Here is a 14,350-nt window from a genome sequence, read left to right on the forward strand (position 1 = left end):
AGCTCCGTCACCTGCACCTGCACCTGCACCTGCACCTGCACCTGCACCTACACCTGCGCCCTCAGGCATGCGCGATCTGACCAGTCTTCAACTGAGCCAGCTGATGGGCGCCGGCTGGAACCTCGGCAACTCGCTGGAGGCCATCGGCGGCGAGACGGCCTGGGGCAACCCGGCGACGACGCAGGCCTTGATGAACGCCGTCAAGGCCGCCGGCTTCAAGACCGTGCGCATCCCCGTATCCTGGAAGCAATACGCCGACGCCAACGGCGTCATCAGCACGACCTGGATGGCCCGCGTGACCCAGGTGGTCGACTACGCGAAGACGGCCGGCCTGTACGCCCTCATCAACATCCACTGGGACGGCGGCTGGATGCAGCCGACCTACGCCGTCCAGGCGACGGCCAACGCCCGCATCACCAAGTTCTGGACGCAGATCGCCAACAACTTCAAGGCCTACGACGACACCCTGCTGTTCGCCGGCACCAACGAGGTCATGGTCGAAGGCGACTACGGCACGCCCAAGGCCGAGTACGTCAGCGTGCAGAACGGCTTCAACCAGCAGTTCGTGACGGCGGTGCGCGCCACCGGCGGCAACAACGCGGTGCGCCACCTCATCGTGCAGGGCTTCAACACCAACATCGACCACACCGTCAACTTCGCCGTCATGCCCACCGACACGGCCAGCAGCCGGCTGATGATGGAGGTGCACTACTACGACCCCTACAACTTCACGCTCAACGACAAGAGCACGATCTGGCAATGGGGGGCCGGCGCGACCGACGCCAAGGCCACCGAGGCCTGGGCCAACGAGGCCTACGCCGACGCCCAGTTCCAGAAGATGAAGACGAAGTTCGTCGACCAAGGCATCCCCGTCATCCTGGGGGAGTTCGGCGCCATCCGCCGCAGCGAATACGCCGGCGCCGAGAGCTATCGGCTGGCCTGGGACCGATACATCGCGCGCTCGGCCGGGACGCATGGCCTGGTGCCGATCTACTGGGATGCCGGCGCGGCCACCGAGAACCACAGCATGGGGCTCTTCAATCGCAACACCGGCGCGCAGGTTTATCCCGACATCGTCGCCGCCCTCGTTGACGCCGCGAAATAACCCGCCGCGTAACGATTGAAAACCGGTTCGCTGAGGCGGGGAACGCACTTCGACTATCCTGTTAGCGAGCGCCCCGAGTCCGGCGCGGCAGGGAGCCGATGTGCAAGTCAGCAGCCGGCCCGACCTGGGCGGTATGCCTTTCGAGACGGCGATGGCGCGAAGCAGCCCCGCCTTCCTGCTGGACCAGCCTGCCGGTCCACGCGAACGCCGCCATGCGCTGATCGTCGCGCTGGTGTCGCTGGCCGTGTTCGCGGCCCTGCTGCCCTTCGCCAAGACCAAGCTGGCCCCGATCCCGGCCTTCATTCCCATCTACCAGTCGGCCCTGGTGCTGACCGACCTCATCACCGCCGTGCTGCTGTTCGGCCAGTACCGCATCCTGCGCTCCCAGGCCCTGATGGTGCTGGGTTGCGGCTATCTGTTCACGGCCGCGCTGACGACGGCCCATACCCTGACCTTCCCCGGCCTGTTCAGCACCACCGGTCTGCTCGGCGCAACGACGCAGACGACGGTCTGGCTCTACATGCTCTGGCATGGCGGCTTCCCGCTGTTCGTGCTCGGCTATCTGACGCTGAAGTCGCGGCCCGGCTTGGCCCTGCCCTCGCTGGCCTGGCCGGTTGCAACCGCCGTGGCCGCCGCAGCCGCCATCGCGGCCGCGACGCTGGGCCATGGCTGGCTGCCCGATCTGCTGGTGGGCGGCCGCTACTCGCCGAGCTTCCAGGCCGCCGTGGGCATGGTCTGGGCGCTCAGCCTCGTGGCCCTCGCGGCGCTGTGGCGACAGAAGCCGCGCACGGTGCTGGACCTGTGGCTGATGGTGGTCTGCCTGGCCTGGCTGCTGGACATCGCACTGTCGGCCATGCTGAATGCCGCCCGCTTCGACCTGGGTTTCTATGCCGGCCGCATCTACGGCCTGGTGGCCTGCTCCGTCGTGCTGCTGGAGCTGTTGTTCGAAAACAGCACGCTGTATGCGCAGCTGTTCCGCAGCTACGAGGCCGGCCACCGCCAGAGCGAGGCCCTGGCGGTGGCGCGCGACCAGGCCGAGGCGGCCAATGCGGCCAAGAGCCTCTTCCTGGCCAGCATGAGCCACGAGATCCGCACGCCGATGAACGCCATCATCGGCCTGACCAACCTGGTGCTGGAAACGCGACTGGACCCGCGCCAGCGCGACTACCTGGCCAAGGTGCAAACCTCGTCCAAGGCCCTGCTGACCCTGCTCAACGACATCCTGGACTATTCCAAGATCGAGGCCGGCAAGATCACGCTGGAGGCCGAGGAGTTCAGCCCCGAGGAGCTGATCGAGAACGTCGGCCATCTGTTCTCGGCGCGCCTGGAAGAGGCCGGCCTGGACCTGCTGTTCGAGTTCGACGACAAGCTCCCCGACCGCCTGGTGGGCGACAGCCTGCGCCTGACCCAGGTGCTGAACAACCTGGTCGGCAACGCCATCAAGTTCACGTCCAAGGGCGAGATCGTCGTGCGGGCCGACCTCGTGGACGAGCACGAGGGCCGCATGAAGCTGCGCATCAGCGTGCGCGACACCGGCATCGGCATGACGCCCGAGCAGGTCGGCAAGCTCTTCCAGGTCTTCGGCCAGACGGATGCCTCCATCGCGCGCCGCTACGGCGGCACCGGCCTGGGCCTGGTCATCTGCAAGCGCCTGGTGGAGCTGATGGAGGGCAGCTTCGAGGTCAGCAGCCTGCCCGGCCAGGGCAGCACGTTCGCCTTCACCTGCAGCTTCGGCAAGGCCAAGCCGGGTGCCGAGCGCATCGACCTGCACCGCATCCGCGGCATGCGCACCCTGGTCATCGACGCCCAGCCCACCGAGAGGCTGATCCTGCAGCAGATGCTGCAGAGCTGGCGCTTCCAGGTCGGCGTGGCGTCCTTCGGCGACGAGGCCCTGTACCGCCTGCGCCAGGCCGACCCCGCCCACCCCTACGAGCTGCTGCTGCTGGACTGGAAGACGGCCGGGGCCGACTTCGTCGACACGGCGCGGCGCATCGCCGTCGAACGAGGCGCGCCACCGCCGGCCGTCATCGCCCTGGGCAGCCTGCACGCCAGCGAACGTGTGGCCGAGGAGCTGCAGGACCGCCCCGCCACCCAGATCCTGGTCAAGCCGGTCACGCCGTCGCGGCTGTTCGACGCATTGATGCAATTGCAGCAAGGCGCCCAGCCCGCCGCAGCGGCGCCAACGGGCAGCAACATGGCCGACCTGGCCGAAGCCCTGCGGCCCCTGCACGGCGCCCGCGTGCTGCTGGTCGAAGACAACCCCGTCAACCAGCAGGTCGCCCTGGCCTTCCTGGCCCTGGTCAAGCTGGAGGCCGAGGTGGCCGAGAACGGCCTGGAAGCGGTGGAACGCCTCAAGCATGAGGGTTTCGACGCCGTGCTGATGGACATGCAGATGCCCGAGATGGACGGGCTGACCGCCACGCGGCTGATCCGCGCCATGCCCCAGCATGCCCGCCTGCCCATCATCGCGATGACGGCCGGCGCCATGGAGCGCGATGTGCAGGACTGCCTGGCCGCGGGCATGAACGCCCACGTCAGCAAGCCCATCGACCCGCGCCAGCTGGTGCGCACCCTGCTGGCCTGGGTCTCGCCCTTCGCGCGCCAGAGCGCGCGCGGTCGTTAGTCGTCGAGCCGCTCGAAGTCCATCTCCCAGTTCACTTCCCAGGTCTGGCCACCATCGGTGGAGAAGGCCTGGTCCCAGCGCGGGCTGGCGGTCGTGGTGCGGGTCCAGCGGTAGCGCACGCGGATGGCCTGGCCGCGCAGGACGTCGTCACAGTAGAACTCGCCGACGCCATCGGCAAAGCCACCGACGACGGGTGGCTCCAGGCTGTGCGGGTTGCGGCCGTCCACCCACCAGATGGCCCATTGCTGCTTGGCCGGGTCGAAGGTGCGCATGGACAGCGCGCGGTAGCTGCCGCCGGGCAGTTCCAGCACGTTGTCGTCGATATTGCCGCGGCCGTCGAGCAGGGGCCACATGCGGCAGCGGCCGTCGAAGTGTTCCCAGGCCTCGCAGCCGAGCAGGCGTTCCTTGAGGCGGCGGTGGCTGACCTTCCAGTGGCCGATGAAGAAGTCGAAGTCTTGCGGGGTGGATGTCATGGTCATGATGAAGCTCAGGCGTGAAGTGCAGAACGGGCCGTGGGCACCAGGCGCAGGGCCTGCGTCGGCTTGGCCAGCCAGGGCTGCAGCGAGGCGCCGAAGTCGCGCGACAAAGCGGCCTTGGCGTCATCGAACAAGGCCAGCGAGACCAGCACGTGTTCGCCTTCACGGACCGGCAGGCGCGGGAAGTTGTTGGCCGTGGCCTCGGTGACATACCAAGCCAACTGCTTTGCACCGGCCGCGCGCAGCGCTTCGCTGAGCGGGCCGCGGGCCAGGGCGAGTTGCTCGGGGCCGGCGGGCGCCTTCAGGTGGAAGACCGTCGCCACCACCAGCCCGGGCGGAAGCGCCGTGCTGCCGCGTTCGGCACGCGGCTTGGCCGGCGACGGCAACGCAGCAGCCGCCCAGGCCGGGCGCAGCAGCAACACGTTGTCGGAATCGATCATGGTCGGGTTGGCTGTGTTGCGGTGCTGGGCCCAGACCGGCCCGAAGTAGAACGCCGGCAGGCTGTCGCCACGAGCGGCCATGTCGGCAAAGCCGCGCAGCCAGACAAAGCGATCCGGGCCGTCGAGATCGCGGAACTGGCCGATGACGCGGATGCCCAGGGCTTCCTGCGACTCGACGAATTCGCGGTCGAAGAGTTCGATCAGCGTGTCACGTTTGCCGGGGTGCAGGGTGTACTGGCGCAGTTCGACGACCTGGCAGTCCGGCACGGCGGGCGGGGTGGTGGCGGGGAAGAGAGGCATGGCGCAGAGCCCACGGAGTTCAAGGTCCGTGCAGTCTGCGCCGCCATACCTGTCAACGCATGTCGTGTTTTACAAGCTGCCGCTGCTCATTCCGGCACCGGCAGCGCCAGGCCTCGTTTGAGCACGCCCATGGCGACCTGGGTCGTGTAGCGCCGCACCACGGGGTTGTCCGCCAGCAATCGAGCCATCAAGGCCTCGTAGGCAACCGCATCCCAGGCCGTCACGACGAGGACGAAGTCGGCCTCGCCGGTCACATAGAAGGCCTGCTGCACGGCGGCTTCGGCGTCCAGCCAGGCGCGCAGCCGGGTCATCAGCTCGGGCCGCTCGCTCTCGACCTGCAGGCCGGCGATGAAGGTCGTCGGGCGACCGACGGCGGCGGCGTCCAGCACGGCGATCTGGCGCTGGATGACGCCCTGCTCGCGCAGCCGCTTGAGGCGGCGCTGGATGGCCGAAGCCGACAGGCTGACATGCTCGGCGAGCTGCTCGGCCGTCAGCGCGGCGTCCTGTTGCACCAGGGTCAGCAGCTGGCGGTCGAAACGGTCGAGGTCCAGGTCGGGCATGTCGGCAAATTGCGGGCAAACGGCGAAAGCTCAATGCATCTTGCCGGATTTCGGCGGGGGCCAGTTCCTAGCATGACGGCCATCCAACAAGGAGTTCCCGCCAATGATCGATCACCTGTCCCTGGGCACCCGCCACTATGCCGACGCCGTCGCGTTCTACAGCCGCGTGCTGGGGCCACTGGGCATGCAGTTGCTGCGCGACACCGGCAGCGAAGCCGCCTTCGGCACGCCGGAGCGCTGGTGCTTCTTCCTCTATCCCGTGCCCGACGAAGAGCCCGTCATCGCACGCGGCGCCCATGTCGCCTTCGGCGCGCCCGACCGCACCGCCGTGGCCGCCACCCACGAAGTCGCTCTGGCTTCAGCGGGCCGCGACATCTTCACGCCGCGCACAAGGCCCGACATCAGCGAGACCTACTTCGGCGCCATGTTCCATGACCTCGACGGGCATCGCGTGGAGGTGCTGACCAACGCGGTCTAGGTCTCGAACTGGGCTTGCAGCCAGGTTTCGAAATGCGAGGCCGGTGCATCGACTGGCGCGAGCAGCCAGTAGCTGTGCGGCCCCTCGACAAGGCTGTCGAAAGGCGCCACCAATTCACCGCGCTCGCAGGCCTCGGCAAACATCCGCGGCGACAGCAGGGCCACACCCAGGCCCTGCACCGCCGCGCGCGCTTCCAGCTCGTAGTTGGGAAAGCGCGCGGCCACGAAGCCAGGCTGGGCTGCGGGCCGGCCGGCCAGGGCCAGCCAGTCCGGCCAGCGCGGGTCGGGGATGAAGGGCAGCTCCAGCAGCGCGTCCACCGTCCAGGTTGACCGCCCCGCCGACAGCCTCGGGCTGAGCATCGGCGTGCCCTGCTCGGCCAGCAGCCGGGTCGCGCGACAGCCCGGCCAGGGCCCGCTGCCGCTGCGGATGGCGACGTCGAAGCTGCCCGGCGGCGACAGGCCCTGACCGGCGTCCAACGCAATCGCATCCGCGCCCGCCAGCGTCTGATAGGCCGCCAGGCGGGGCACCAGCCAGCAGGCGGCAAAGGTGGGCGCGCAGGTCACGCGCAGCGGCGGCCGCGCGCGCCGGCAGTCGTCCACCGCCGCGCGCATCAGGGTCAGGGCCTGCTCGACGCCGGCGGCCAGGGCCGCCGCGCGCTCGGTCACGATGAGCCTGGGGCCATGGCGACCGAACAGCTGGACGCCGAGCTGGGCCTCCAGCGCGCGCATGCGCTGGCTGACGGCCGTCGGCGTGATGGCCAACTCGTCGGCGGCGCGCGAGAAATTGGCGTGGCGCACGCAGGCGGCGAGCACACGCAAGGACTCGAGTGGCAGCGCGGACGAGGTCATCGCGATCTGAAGTTCTGCTTCAAATGAAGCGCAGCAATCATCGTTTTGACGGCCAAGGGCGGCTTCCTAGACTGGTTTTCCAACCAGCACCGGAACCCTCACATGCCCGCATCATCAGTTCAAAACTCCTTCCGCTGCGCTGCCCTGGCGCTGCTGGCCGTTCTCTGCTGCCAAACCGCGGTGGCCGCCGATCCGCCCGGCTACACCCTGGCTCGCCAGGGCGACAGCCATGACTTCGACTTCCTCGGCGGCGCCTGGACGACGGTGCAGCGCCGCCTCAAGGCCCGCAATGTCGGCAGCCAGGAATGGACGGCCTTCCCGGCCAACCTCTGCCTGACCCACTACCTGGACGGCATCGCCAATGTGGACGAGCTCCACATGCCCACCCTGGGCCGCCGCGGCCTGACGCTGCGCACCTTCGACACCGAGAAGCGCCAGTGGTCCATCTACTGGGTGGCCACGCCGCTGGGCCGGCTGGACCCGATCCCGGTCGTCGGCGGTTTCCAGGGCGGCCGTGGCGAGTTCTATGGCGAGGACAAGGACGGCGACCAACCCGTCAAGGTGCGCTTCATCTGGGAGAACCTGGACGCCAACCATGCCCGCTGGGCCCAGGCTTTTTCCTATGACGACAAGACCTGGGAAACGAACTGGACCGCCGAGTTCACGCGCTCGGACCCGTCCCGGCTCTGCGACCAGGGCCGGCCGCGGCGGTCCTGAAGTTCCATCCCTCTTTCGGGGGAAGCGGGGGTGAAGACCCCCTCCCCCATCCCCCGCGGCTCCCACCTCGGAGCGATACCCCTGATGGCGGCCGGCGCCGAAACTGATCCCATCAACAGGAGATCGCCATGACCGCCAGCCGCACCGCCGAACTGATGAGCCGCCTCCCTGGTTGGTTCGTGGAACATGCCCGGGTCACCGAAGAAAAGGCGCGCCGCCGCCGCGAGGTGCTGGCCAAGCGCTACGAGGCTCTCTGCGGCGAGGAGGCGAAGGGCGGCTGGAGTCACACCATCATCGAGATCGCCAAGCGGCCTCTGGCTGGTCGCCCCGCCACCGCGCCGGCGCCCGCATCGGCAGCCGTCGCCGAGCCGGCGCTGGAACGCCGCAAGGCCCCGACATCCATGCTGGGCTGGCAGGAGTTCATGACGCCCGAAGAGCTGCGCGAACTGACGGGCCGGCGCTCGCTGAGCGGCCAGCTGGATGCCCTCAAGGCCGACCGCATCCCGCACCGCGTGATGCGCAACCGCCTGCTGGTCAGCCGCTTCCATGTGCGCGAATGGCTGGCCGGCCGCCTGCACGCCGCCGCCAGCACCAGTCTTCAGCCTCTGGCCAACTGACGCCGTTGCGGCGCCGGATGGCCCGCGCTCACGCAGCGGTGGCTGTGGAGAGGCCGGCCTTTTCGGCCCAGTCCGGATGCCGTGACAGAAAGCAGGTGCGGGGACGCACCCGCAGCTCGCGTTGTGGCGCCACGGTGGGGCGACCCAGCCAGGAACTGACGCCCAGATGGGCCCGTCCGCCGAGACGGCACTCCGGCCGCTCCAGGGGAAGAAAGCTCAACTGCACCTCCCAGCGCTTGTCGCGCCCGGCCAGCAGGCCCACCAGCTGGTTGAGCTGGGGCCAGTCGCTACCGCCCGGCAGCAGCGCCGCATAGCGCGCCTTGGTCAGCGGGCCCAGGCGCAGGCGGAAGACGGATTGCCGGTCCCAGACCTTGCTACCGGCGACCGAACCCTGGCCCAGGGTCGCCGCCGGGCGCCGGACGCGCTCGGCGCGGTTGGCGGCATAGCCCAGGGAGGCGGTGTCCTGTGCGTCCAGCTGCAGCCAGTGGCCCACCTTCTCCTCGAGGGCGACGGGCACCTTGAGGTAGCTCTGCAGCACCTTCACCAGGCGCTCGGGCGACGCGCTGGCCCCGGCAAGCCAGCCCGCATTGAAGGTCAGGAGCTCCGGCGGCAAGGCCTCACCGGTCGAGGCGCCACCCGCCATGGCCATGAGCCAGGCCTGGAAACGATCCGCGCCGGGCCGGTCCCGCTGCACCACCGGCTGGCTTTGCGCCCAGGCCCGGTAGAAGAAGGCCAGCATGCGGTGGTGGAACAGGTCCAGGAAGTCCGCCAGCGAGCTGTCGCCCTCGTGGCGGCTCTGTTCGCGCACCAGCTCGGTCAGATGCAAAGGCAGGGCGCCATGCGGCCCCAGCAAGCCGAAGAACCGGACCCGCAGGCGCGGCACCAAGTCGTCGCGCCTCACCAGGCCGTGTAGCGGCGAGACCGCAAAGTCCAGCTCGGCTGCCTGCCCCAGCCTCAGCGGCTCGTGACGCGGCCGCAGGGCTTCGCCGGTGCGGGGCTGACCCGGGCGCAGCGAATCGATGAGCCGCGTCAGCGCGAAAAAGTCAAAAGCGCTGGGGTCGGCTTCGACGTCTGCAAGCAGCTGAGCCAGCCGTTGCTCGTCGGTGGCGGCGCTGCCGGCGCTCATGCGATCAGGCCCCGGCCCGTGCGCGCCGGCCAGGCCTTGATCAGGCCCCGCTGCACGCTGTGCAGGCTGAACTGCGAAAAGCTGTTGATCGCCGCGTGGTTGGCGAAATGGTTTTCGAGCAGGCAGCCCAGCAGGAAGGCACTGCTGCCCTGGAAGGCCGACTCGTCGACCTCCAGCGAGAAGGCAATGCCGGTCCCGAAGCAGATCGGCCCCTTGCCGGGCAGGCGGCGCACGACGCTCTCCACATGCAGCAGCCGCACACCGTCCACCTGGCGCAGCCATTGCTCGTGCTGGGGGCCATACAGGCGCAGCGAAGCGCGCAGCGCCGCAGCGGCGCGCTCCGGCGCATCGCCGGGCACCAGATGGTTCTGGGTCAGCTGGGCCAGCAACTGCCAGCCGAGATCACCCTCGGCACGGCGGCTGTAGGGTCGCGAAGGACCGCGCACGCAGCTGACGCCGGTCAGGGCCACGGCGGCGTCCAGATGCCAGCGCCCGTCACGCGGCAGCAGCAGCGACAGGTCGCGGTTGGTGACCAGGGCCTCCACCGACATCTGCCTCAGGCCTTCGCGATAGGCGGCGTGGCGCCCGTCGACGAGGCTGAGGAAGACCTCGTCGCCAAGATAGCTCGGCACGCGCGCGCCCTGCCGGCGCTCCTGCTCGTTGAGCCGGCGCTGCTCGCGACGCAGCGTGAAATAGCCATGGCCGCCGTTGGTGCTCAGGTGGTTCTGCTCGTACAGCGGCCGGAACTCGCGCAGGCGCTGCGTGCCGTCGCTGCCATGGGCCACGACACGCGACACACTGTGCACCTCGTAGTCCATGGACCGCACCCGGTCCGGCACGAGGTGGAACTCGGACGATTCCAGGCCCAGGGTCACCAGGTCCAGCCGCTTGGGAAACAGGTTCAGCGCGGGTGTGCAGTGCAGGGCCAGGCTGCTGGCGTCGACCACCGGCACCAGGTCGGAGAAATCCTGGGACAGCAGGATGACGATCTCGATTTCGTCGCGGTCTTGCTGGCCGAAGCGGCGCGACAGGTCGCCGATCTCGAAGAACATCATCCGCTGCGGCAGCGCGGCGGCCTCCTGGATCAGCCGCAGCGTCGAATATTCGCGCGCCCGCTCCGGCAGCATCTCCTGCTGAGACGCCAGGCCGATGGGCTGGACACTGCCGGCATCCGACCAGTGCTCCAGGCGCGGCGCCTGGTCCGGCATGGGGACCAGGGTGCCGAGCGCATGGCCCAACACCAGTTCATGCAGGCGGTAGGCGACCTCGTCCTCCGCCGCGATATAGAAGCGCAGGCTGTCGCATTCCGTCAGCTCTTTCCAGCGCAGGCCGCCGCCGGTGCGCAGGCGCAGGCGCAGGCCGCCCTTGGCAGCGCGGGTCTGCGGCAGGCGCGCCAGGTGCAAGTCGGGTGCCTGGCTGAAGTAGCGCACATCGACCAGCTCCATCGGCCAGACGCGCACGTCCATGGCCGTGCGGAACTCGCATTGCGTGTCGTTGCCGCGGCGCAGCGCCGAACGCAGGGCACTGTCCCGCTCCACCACCGGTCCGCCCGCCAGCTTGGGATCGTTCACGTCCACATGCAACTGCGCCACCATCGCGGCGGGCATGGGCGCCAGGAAGTCGGGGTGCAGGGCCTGGATCATCTGCTCGATCAGGCGCGGCTGCTCGGCCTCCAGCTTGAGGCGCACGCGGGCGGCCATGAAGGCAAAACCCTCGAGCAGCCGCTCGACATAGGGGTCGGCGACCTCGAGGCTGTCCAGATCCAGGTATTTGGCCTTGGAGTGCTCCTTGGCGAACTCCCTTCCCAGCTCGCGCAGATGCGCCAGCTCGTCCTCGTAGAGGCGGACAAAGCGGGCGTCCATCAGGGGGCGAGACCGGGTTCGGGCGCGAGCTGCGCGTCGCCGAGGTGGACGTCCTTGACGTTGACCAGGCCCGCCTCCAGGTCGAGGCGCGTCCGGTAGAGCACCTCCAGCGGCACCGGCAGGGCCCAGAGCAACCCCTTGATCTCGAATTCGATGACGTTGTGCGTGCCCAGCACGTCCTCCGGCTCGAAGGCCTTCACCTCCAGGGAGTGGGGCAGGATGCGGGGCTCGAAGCGCTTGATGGCATTGCCGATGTCGAGTTCCAGCTGAGCCAGCGTGACACTCGACGCCTGCTTGCCCGTCAGCACGGGGATGCCGAAATTGAGCACGGTACCCGCCAGCTCGGGCTTCTCCCTGGCCCAGTCGGGATGCGGCTGCACGGCATTGAGCAGCCAGCGCAGGTCCCGCAGCACCCCCTCGCGAAGCTGCCGCTTGGACAGCGCCGGCGTGGCGCCGTCCTTGGGCGCCAGCAGGCGGTCGAGCAGAGCCGGCTGAAGGCGGTCGCGGGACGAGGGAGGCTGGGTCATGGGTGGCGCCGGATGAGCCAACGCGCGGGGCGCGCCGGGCTACATCTTGGGCAGGCTGTCCTTGAAGGTGGTGGCACCGCTGCGCTGACCACTGGACTTCTGAGGCGTGTACTGCACCTCGATGTCGGTGAACGACAGCGTCACCACCTCGTGCGTCATGCCCTGCGCGTCGGCGCTGTGCTGCAGCGACGTGATGCGAGCCCCCTGCAACGTGATGGTGAAGTAGTCATTCTGACCGCCTCCCGCCTTGCGCAGGCAGAGCTTGGCCTCCTTGACTTCGTCGTTGGTCGCCAACGCGGACATCAGGGCGGTGGAAGCCGAGTCGATGTACTTGGTCACCGACAGCGCCGAGTAGGAGCGGCGTGCGGTGGCCTGGACGTCGCCGACCGCGGCCCCCGAAACCAGGCCCCAGCTCCAACCGATGAGGAGGATGTCCCCCTCGTGGTCGGGAGCTGTCGCCTCGCCCTTGAGCTTGCCCGCCCGCTTCGTTTGCACGTGCAGGAAGAAGTCGGCGGCGCCTTGAGCCGCCGATGCCTGATTTGGACCGGACATGGGCAGCTACTCCCGAAGCTCAGGTGATCTTGGTCGTCTTGACGTCCCAGGCGAACTTGACTTCGCCGCCCATGGCGCCCTTCTCGTCCTGCGGCTTGTAGCCGAATTCGACGCTGCCGTAGCTCATCGCAACGGTTTCCAGGATGTCACCACCAGATGCGGCGGCCGGCGACACCGAGGTGATGAAGACTTCTTTCAGGGTGACCTTCAGGAAATCCTTCTGGCCTTCGCCGGACTTGCGCGAGGTCAGCACGACCGAGGGGAAGTGCACGCCCTGGGCGCACTTCTTGGCCAGGATGGGCGAGGCCTTGTCGTAGTTGTGGACGAAGGTCAGCGCCGCGCCCTGGGCCTTGCCCTGGCCGCTGCCGCCGCCGGCCATGGCACTGCTGCCATTGCTCACGCCCCAAGACCACGACAGCACGTCGATCTCACCTTTGTGGTCTTGATGGGGGGACTCGCCTTCGACGCCGTCAAATTTGATGTGCGAATCGATGTTCATGTTCGTGGACTCCTGGACTGAAAGTTAAAGCGTTGATGACAACTGCGGGACTCTTCGAGGCAGCCGAACTGGCCTCTGTTACTGCTTCTTCTCCACCGGAAGCTTGGACACCAGTCGCAACGACACCGTCAGCCCTTCGAGCTGGTAGTGAGGTTGCAGATGGAATTTGGACTGGTAGTAACCGGGATTGCCCGGCACATCCTCAACGTCGACCTGCGCCTTGGCCAGAGGCTTCTGCGCCTTGGTTTCTTCGGAGGAATTGGCGGGATCGCCATCGACGTAGTTCGTGATCCACTCGTTCAGCCAGCTCTCCAGGGCTTCGCGTGAACGGAAGGAACCCACCTTGTCGCGCACGATGCACTTCAGGTAGTGGGCGAAACGGCAGGTCGCGAACAGATAGGGCAGCCGCGCCGACAGGTTGGCGTTGGCGGTGGCATCGGGGTCGTCGTACTCGAACGGCTTTTGCAGCGACTGGCCGCTGATGAAGGCCGCGAAGTCGCTGTTCTTGCGGTGCACCAGCGACAGGAAGCCGTTCTTGGACAGCTCGGCCTCGCGGCGGTCCGAGATGGCGATCTCGGTCGGGCACTTCATGTCCACACCACCGTCGTCGGTCGGGAACAGGTGGGTCGGCAGGCCCTGCACGGCGCCCCCCGACTCGACGCCACGGATGCGCGAGCACCAGCCGTACTGCTTGAACGAGCTGTTGATGTTGACCGCCATCGCATAGGCGGCGTTGGACCAGAGGTATTTGCTGTGCTTGTCAGCCTTCTCGTCGGCCATCCTGGCCGCATCGCCGGGACGATTGCCGGTGTCCTCTTCAAAATTGAACTCGCCGACCGGCAGGGTCTTGGCCCCGTAGGGCAGGCGGGCCAGCACGCGCGGCATGCACAGGGCAAGGTAGCGGGCGTCGTCGCTTTCGCGCAGCGAGCGCCAGGCCGCATATTCGGGCGTGGAGAAGATCTTGGTCAGGTCGCGCGGATTGGCCAGCTCCTGCCAGGAGTCCATCTGCATCACGGCCGGCGACGCGCCGGCAATGAAGGGCGCATGGGCGGCGGCGGCGATCTTGGCCATCTCGCCCAGCAGGCCCAGGTCGGGGGCCGTGTGGTCGAAGTGGTAGTCACCGACCAGGCAGCCATAGGGCTGGCCGCCGAACTGGCCGTATTCCTCTTCGTAGATCTGCTTGAAGATGGGCGACTGGTCCCAGGCCGTGCCCTTGTAGCGCTTCAGCGTCTTGGCCAGGTCGTCCTTGGAGATGTTCAGCACCCGGATCTTGAGCTGCTCGTCGGTCTCGGTATTGCTGACCAGGTAGTGCAGGCCGCGCCAGGCGGATTCCAGCTTCTTGAAGTCCTCATGGTGGAGGATCTTGTTGATCTGCGCCGTCAGCTTGGCATCGATGGCCGCGATCATGGCCTCGATGGAATGGATGGCTTCGCTGCCGATCAGCCGGGTGTCCTGCAAGGCCTGCTGGGCCAGGGTGTGCACCGCGGCCTCGATGGCGCTCTTGGCATCCGGGCTCTTTGGCCTGAATTCCTTCTTCAGCAGATCGGCAAAGTCGTGCCCGCCCAGCCTCACGCCGGCGAGGGCCGAATTGCTTTCCTGGGTGGTACTCATCGTGGACGT

The 14,350-nt window shown here is 68.0% G+C and carries 15 protein-coding genes; 5 read left to right on the forward strand and 10 right to left on the reverse strand.

Features of this window, described 5'->3' with window-relative positions; translation table 11 throughout:
• Nucleotides 1–67: 67 nt before the first annotated feature.
• Complete coding sequence (locus ACS5PN_RS27635; protein WP_439467255.1) at nucleotides 68–1,105, forward strand: glycoside hydrolase family 5 protein; 1,038 nt, start codon at nucleotides 68–70, stop codon at nucleotides 1,103–1,105.
• A gap of 100 nt (nucleotides 1,106–1,205) precedes the next feature.
• Nucleotides 1,206–3,728: a response regulator gene (locus tag ACS5PN_RS27640; protein WP_439467256.1), complete on the forward strand. Its 2,523-nt coding sequence runs from the start codon at nucleotides 1,206–1,208 to the stop codon at nucleotides 3,726–3,728.
• Here the strand turns inward: ACS5PN_RS27640 and ACS5PN_RS27645 are convergent.
• From ACS5PN_RS27645 to ACS5PN_RS27655, 3 genes are all read right to left on the reverse strand, one after another.
• Complete coding sequence (locus tag ACS5PN_RS27645; RefSeq protein WP_439467257.1) at nucleotides 3,725–4,207, reverse strand: DUF1579 domain-containing protein; 483 nt, start codon at nucleotides 4,205–4,207, stop codon at nucleotides 3,725–3,727. The genes ACS5PN_RS27640 and ACS5PN_RS27645 overlap by 4 nt on opposite strands.
• Before the next feature lie 8 nt (nucleotides 4,208–4,215).
• The gene (locus ACS5PN_RS27650) at nucleotides 4,216–4,944 is read right to left on the reverse strand and encodes an NIPSNAP family protein (RefSeq protein WP_439467258.1); all 729 of its coding nucleotides are present in this window, start codon (nucleotides 4,942–4,944) and stop codon (nucleotides 4,216–4,218) included.
• An 86-nt stretch (nucleotides 4,945–5,030) separates the two neighbouring features.
• Nucleotides 5,031–5,504, reverse strand: coding sequence for an Lrp/AsnC family transcriptional regulator (locus ACS5PN_RS27655; RefSeq protein ID WP_439467259.1), 474 nt, complete (start codon nucleotides 5,502–5,504; stop codon nucleotides 5,031–5,033).
• A 103-nt stretch (nucleotides 5,505–5,607) separates the two neighbouring features.
• On the opposite strand from ACS5PN_RS27655, the gene ACS5PN_RS27660 reads away from it, so the two are divergent.
• The gene (locus ACS5PN_RS27660) at nucleotides 5,608–5,982 is read left to right on the forward strand and encodes a VOC family protein (RefSeq protein WP_439467260.1); all 375 of its coding nucleotides are present in this window, start codon (nucleotides 5,608–5,610) and stop codon (nucleotides 5,980–5,982) included.
• Here the strand turns inward: ACS5PN_RS27660 and ACS5PN_RS27665 are convergent.
• The gene (locus ACS5PN_RS27665) at nucleotides 5,979–6,830 is read right to left on the reverse strand and encodes a LysR substrate-binding domain-containing protein (RefSeq protein ID WP_439467261.1); all 852 of its coding nucleotides are present in this window, start codon (nucleotides 6,828–6,830) and stop codon (nucleotides 5,979–5,981) included. The two genes, ACS5PN_RS27660 and ACS5PN_RS27665, sit on opposite strands and share 4 nt — an antisense overlap.
• Nucleotides 6,831–6,932: 102 nt before the next feature.
• Here ACS5PN_RS27665 and ACS5PN_RS27670 point away from each other — a divergent pair, with 102 nt between their 5' ends.
• Nucleotides 6,933–7,547, forward strand: coding sequence for a DUF1579 domain-containing protein (locus ACS5PN_RS27670; protein ID WP_439467262.1), 615 nt, complete (start codon nucleotides 6,933–6,935; stop codon nucleotides 7,545–7,547).
• Nucleotides 7,548–7,675: 128 nt separating this feature from the next.
• Nucleotides 7,676–8,164, forward strand: coding sequence for a DUF4224 domain-containing protein (locus tag ACS5PN_RS27675; protein ID WP_439467263.1), 489 nt, complete (start codon nucleotides 7,676–7,678; stop codon nucleotides 8,162–8,164).
• 28 nt (nucleotides 8,165–8,192) lie between these two features.
• Here the strand turns inward: ACS5PN_RS27675 and tssG are convergent, their stop codons facing one another.
• From tssG to tssC, 6 genes are all read right to left on the reverse strand, one after another.
• The gene (gene tssG, locus ACS5PN_RS27680) at nucleotides 8,193–9,290 is read right to left on the reverse strand and encodes a type VI secretion system baseplate subunit TssG (protein WP_439467264.1); all 1,098 of its coding nucleotides are present in this window, start codon (nucleotides 9,288–9,290) and stop codon (nucleotides 8,193–8,195) included.
• Nucleotides 9,287–11,152 (reverse strand): type VI secretion system baseplate subunit TssF, encoded by a 1,866-nt coding sequence (gene tssF, locus ACS5PN_RS27685; RefSeq protein ID WP_439467265.1) that lies wholly within the window; start codon nucleotides 11,150–11,152, stop codon nucleotides 9,287–9,289. The genes tssG and tssF overlap by 4 nt, the downstream gene beginning before the upstream one ends.
• The gene (gene tssE / locus ACS5PN_RS27690; protein ID WP_439467266.1) at nucleotides 11,152–11,679 is read right to left on the reverse strand and encodes a type VI secretion system baseplate subunit TssE; all 528 of its coding nucleotides are present in this window, start codon (nucleotides 11,677–11,679) and stop codon (nucleotides 11,152–11,154) included. The genes tssF and tssE overlap by 1 nt, the downstream gene beginning before the upstream one ends.
• 39 nt (nucleotides 11,680–11,718) lie before the next feature.
• Nucleotides 11,719–12,231, reverse strand: a complete 513-nt coding sequence (locus tag ACS5PN_RS27695) for an Hcp family type VI secretion system effector (protein ID WP_439467267.1) — start codon at nucleotides 12,229–12,231, stop codon at nucleotides 11,719–11,721.
• A gap of 19 nt (nucleotides 12,232–12,250) precedes the next feature.
• Nucleotides 12,251–12,730, reverse strand: a complete 480-nt coding sequence (locus ACS5PN_RS27700; RefSeq protein WP_439467268.1) for an Hcp family type VI secretion system effector — start codon at nucleotides 12,728–12,730, stop codon at nucleotides 12,251–12,253.
• A 78-nt stretch (nucleotides 12,731–12,808) separates the two neighbouring features.
• On the reverse strand, nucleotides 12,809–14,341 hold the full coding sequence (tssC, locus tag ACS5PN_RS27705) for a type VI secretion system contractile sheath large subunit (RefSeq protein ID WP_439467269.1): 1,533 nt from the start codon (nucleotides 14,339–14,341) through the stop codon (nucleotides 12,809–12,811).
• Between the last annotated feature and the right edge of the window lie 9 nt (nucleotides 14,342–14,350).

The sequence above is a fragment of the Roseateles sp. NT4 genome, from assembly GCF_051857475.1.
In the GTDB taxonomy this organism is placed as follows: domain Bacteria; phylum Pseudomonadota; class Gammaproteobacteria; order Burkholderiales; family Burkholderiaceae_C; genus Pelomonas.

What these genes read in the sequence shown, in the direction of transcription:
- ACS5PN_RS27670 (WP_439467262.1), top strand. Translation starts at nt 6,933, where the DNA reads ATGCCCGCATCATCAGTTCAAAACTCCTTCCGCTGCGCTGCCCTGGCG.
- ACS5PN_RS27635 (WP_439467255.1), top strand. Translation starts at nt 68, where the DNA reads ATGCGCGATCTGACCAGTCTTCAACTGAGCCAGCTGATGGGCGCCGGC.
- ACS5PN_RS27660 (WP_439467260.1), top strand. Translation starts at nt 5,608, where the DNA reads ATGATCGATCACCTGTCCCTGGGCACCCGCCACTATGCCGACGCCGTC.
- tssE (WP_439467266.1), bottom strand. Translation starts at nt 11,679, where the DNA reads ATGACCCAGCCTCCCTCGTCCCGCGACCGCCTTCAGCCGGCTCTGCTC.
- ACS5PN_RS27700 (WP_439467268.1), bottom strand. Translation starts at nt 12,730, where the DNA reads ATGAACATCGATTCGCACATCAAATTTGACGGCGTCGAAGGCGAGTCC.
- ACS5PN_RS27665 (WP_439467261.1), bottom strand. Translation starts at nt 6,830, where the DNA reads ATGACCTCGTCCGCGCTGCCACTCGAGTCCTTGCGTGTGCTCGCCGCC.
- tssG (WP_439467264.1), bottom strand. Translation starts at nt 9,290, where the DNA reads ATGAGCGCCGGCAGCGCCGCCACCGACGAGCAACGGCTGGCTCAGCTG.
- tssF (WP_439467265.1), bottom strand. Translation starts at nt 11,152, where the DNA reads ATGGACGCCCGCTTTGTCCGCCTCTACGAGGACGAGCTGGCGCATCTG.
- ACS5PN_RS27675 (WP_439467263.1), top strand. Translation starts at nt 7,676, where the DNA reads ATGACCGCCAGCCGCACCGCCGAACTGATGAGCCGCCTCCCTGGTTGG.
- ACS5PN_RS27645 (WP_439467257.1), bottom strand. Translation starts at nt 4,207, where the DNA reads ATGACCATGACATCCACCCCGCAAGACTTCGACTTCTTCATCGGCCAC.
- ACS5PN_RS27655 (WP_439467259.1), bottom strand. Translation starts at nt 5,504, where the DNA reads ATGCCCGACCTGGACCTCGACCGTTTCGACCGCCAGCTGCTGACCCTG.
- ACS5PN_RS27650 (WP_439467258.1), bottom strand. Translation starts at nt 4,944, where the DNA reads ATGCCTCTCTTCCCCGCCACCACCCCGCCCGCCGTGCCGGACTGCCAG.
- ACS5PN_RS27695 (WP_439467267.1), bottom strand. Translation starts at nt 12,231, where the DNA reads ATGTCCGGTCCAAATCAGGCATCGGCGGCTCAAGGCGCCGCCGACTTC.
- tssC (WP_439467269.1), bottom strand. Translation starts at nt 14,341, where the DNA reads ATGAGTACCACCCAGGAAAGCAATTCGGCCCTCGCCGGCGTGAGGCTG.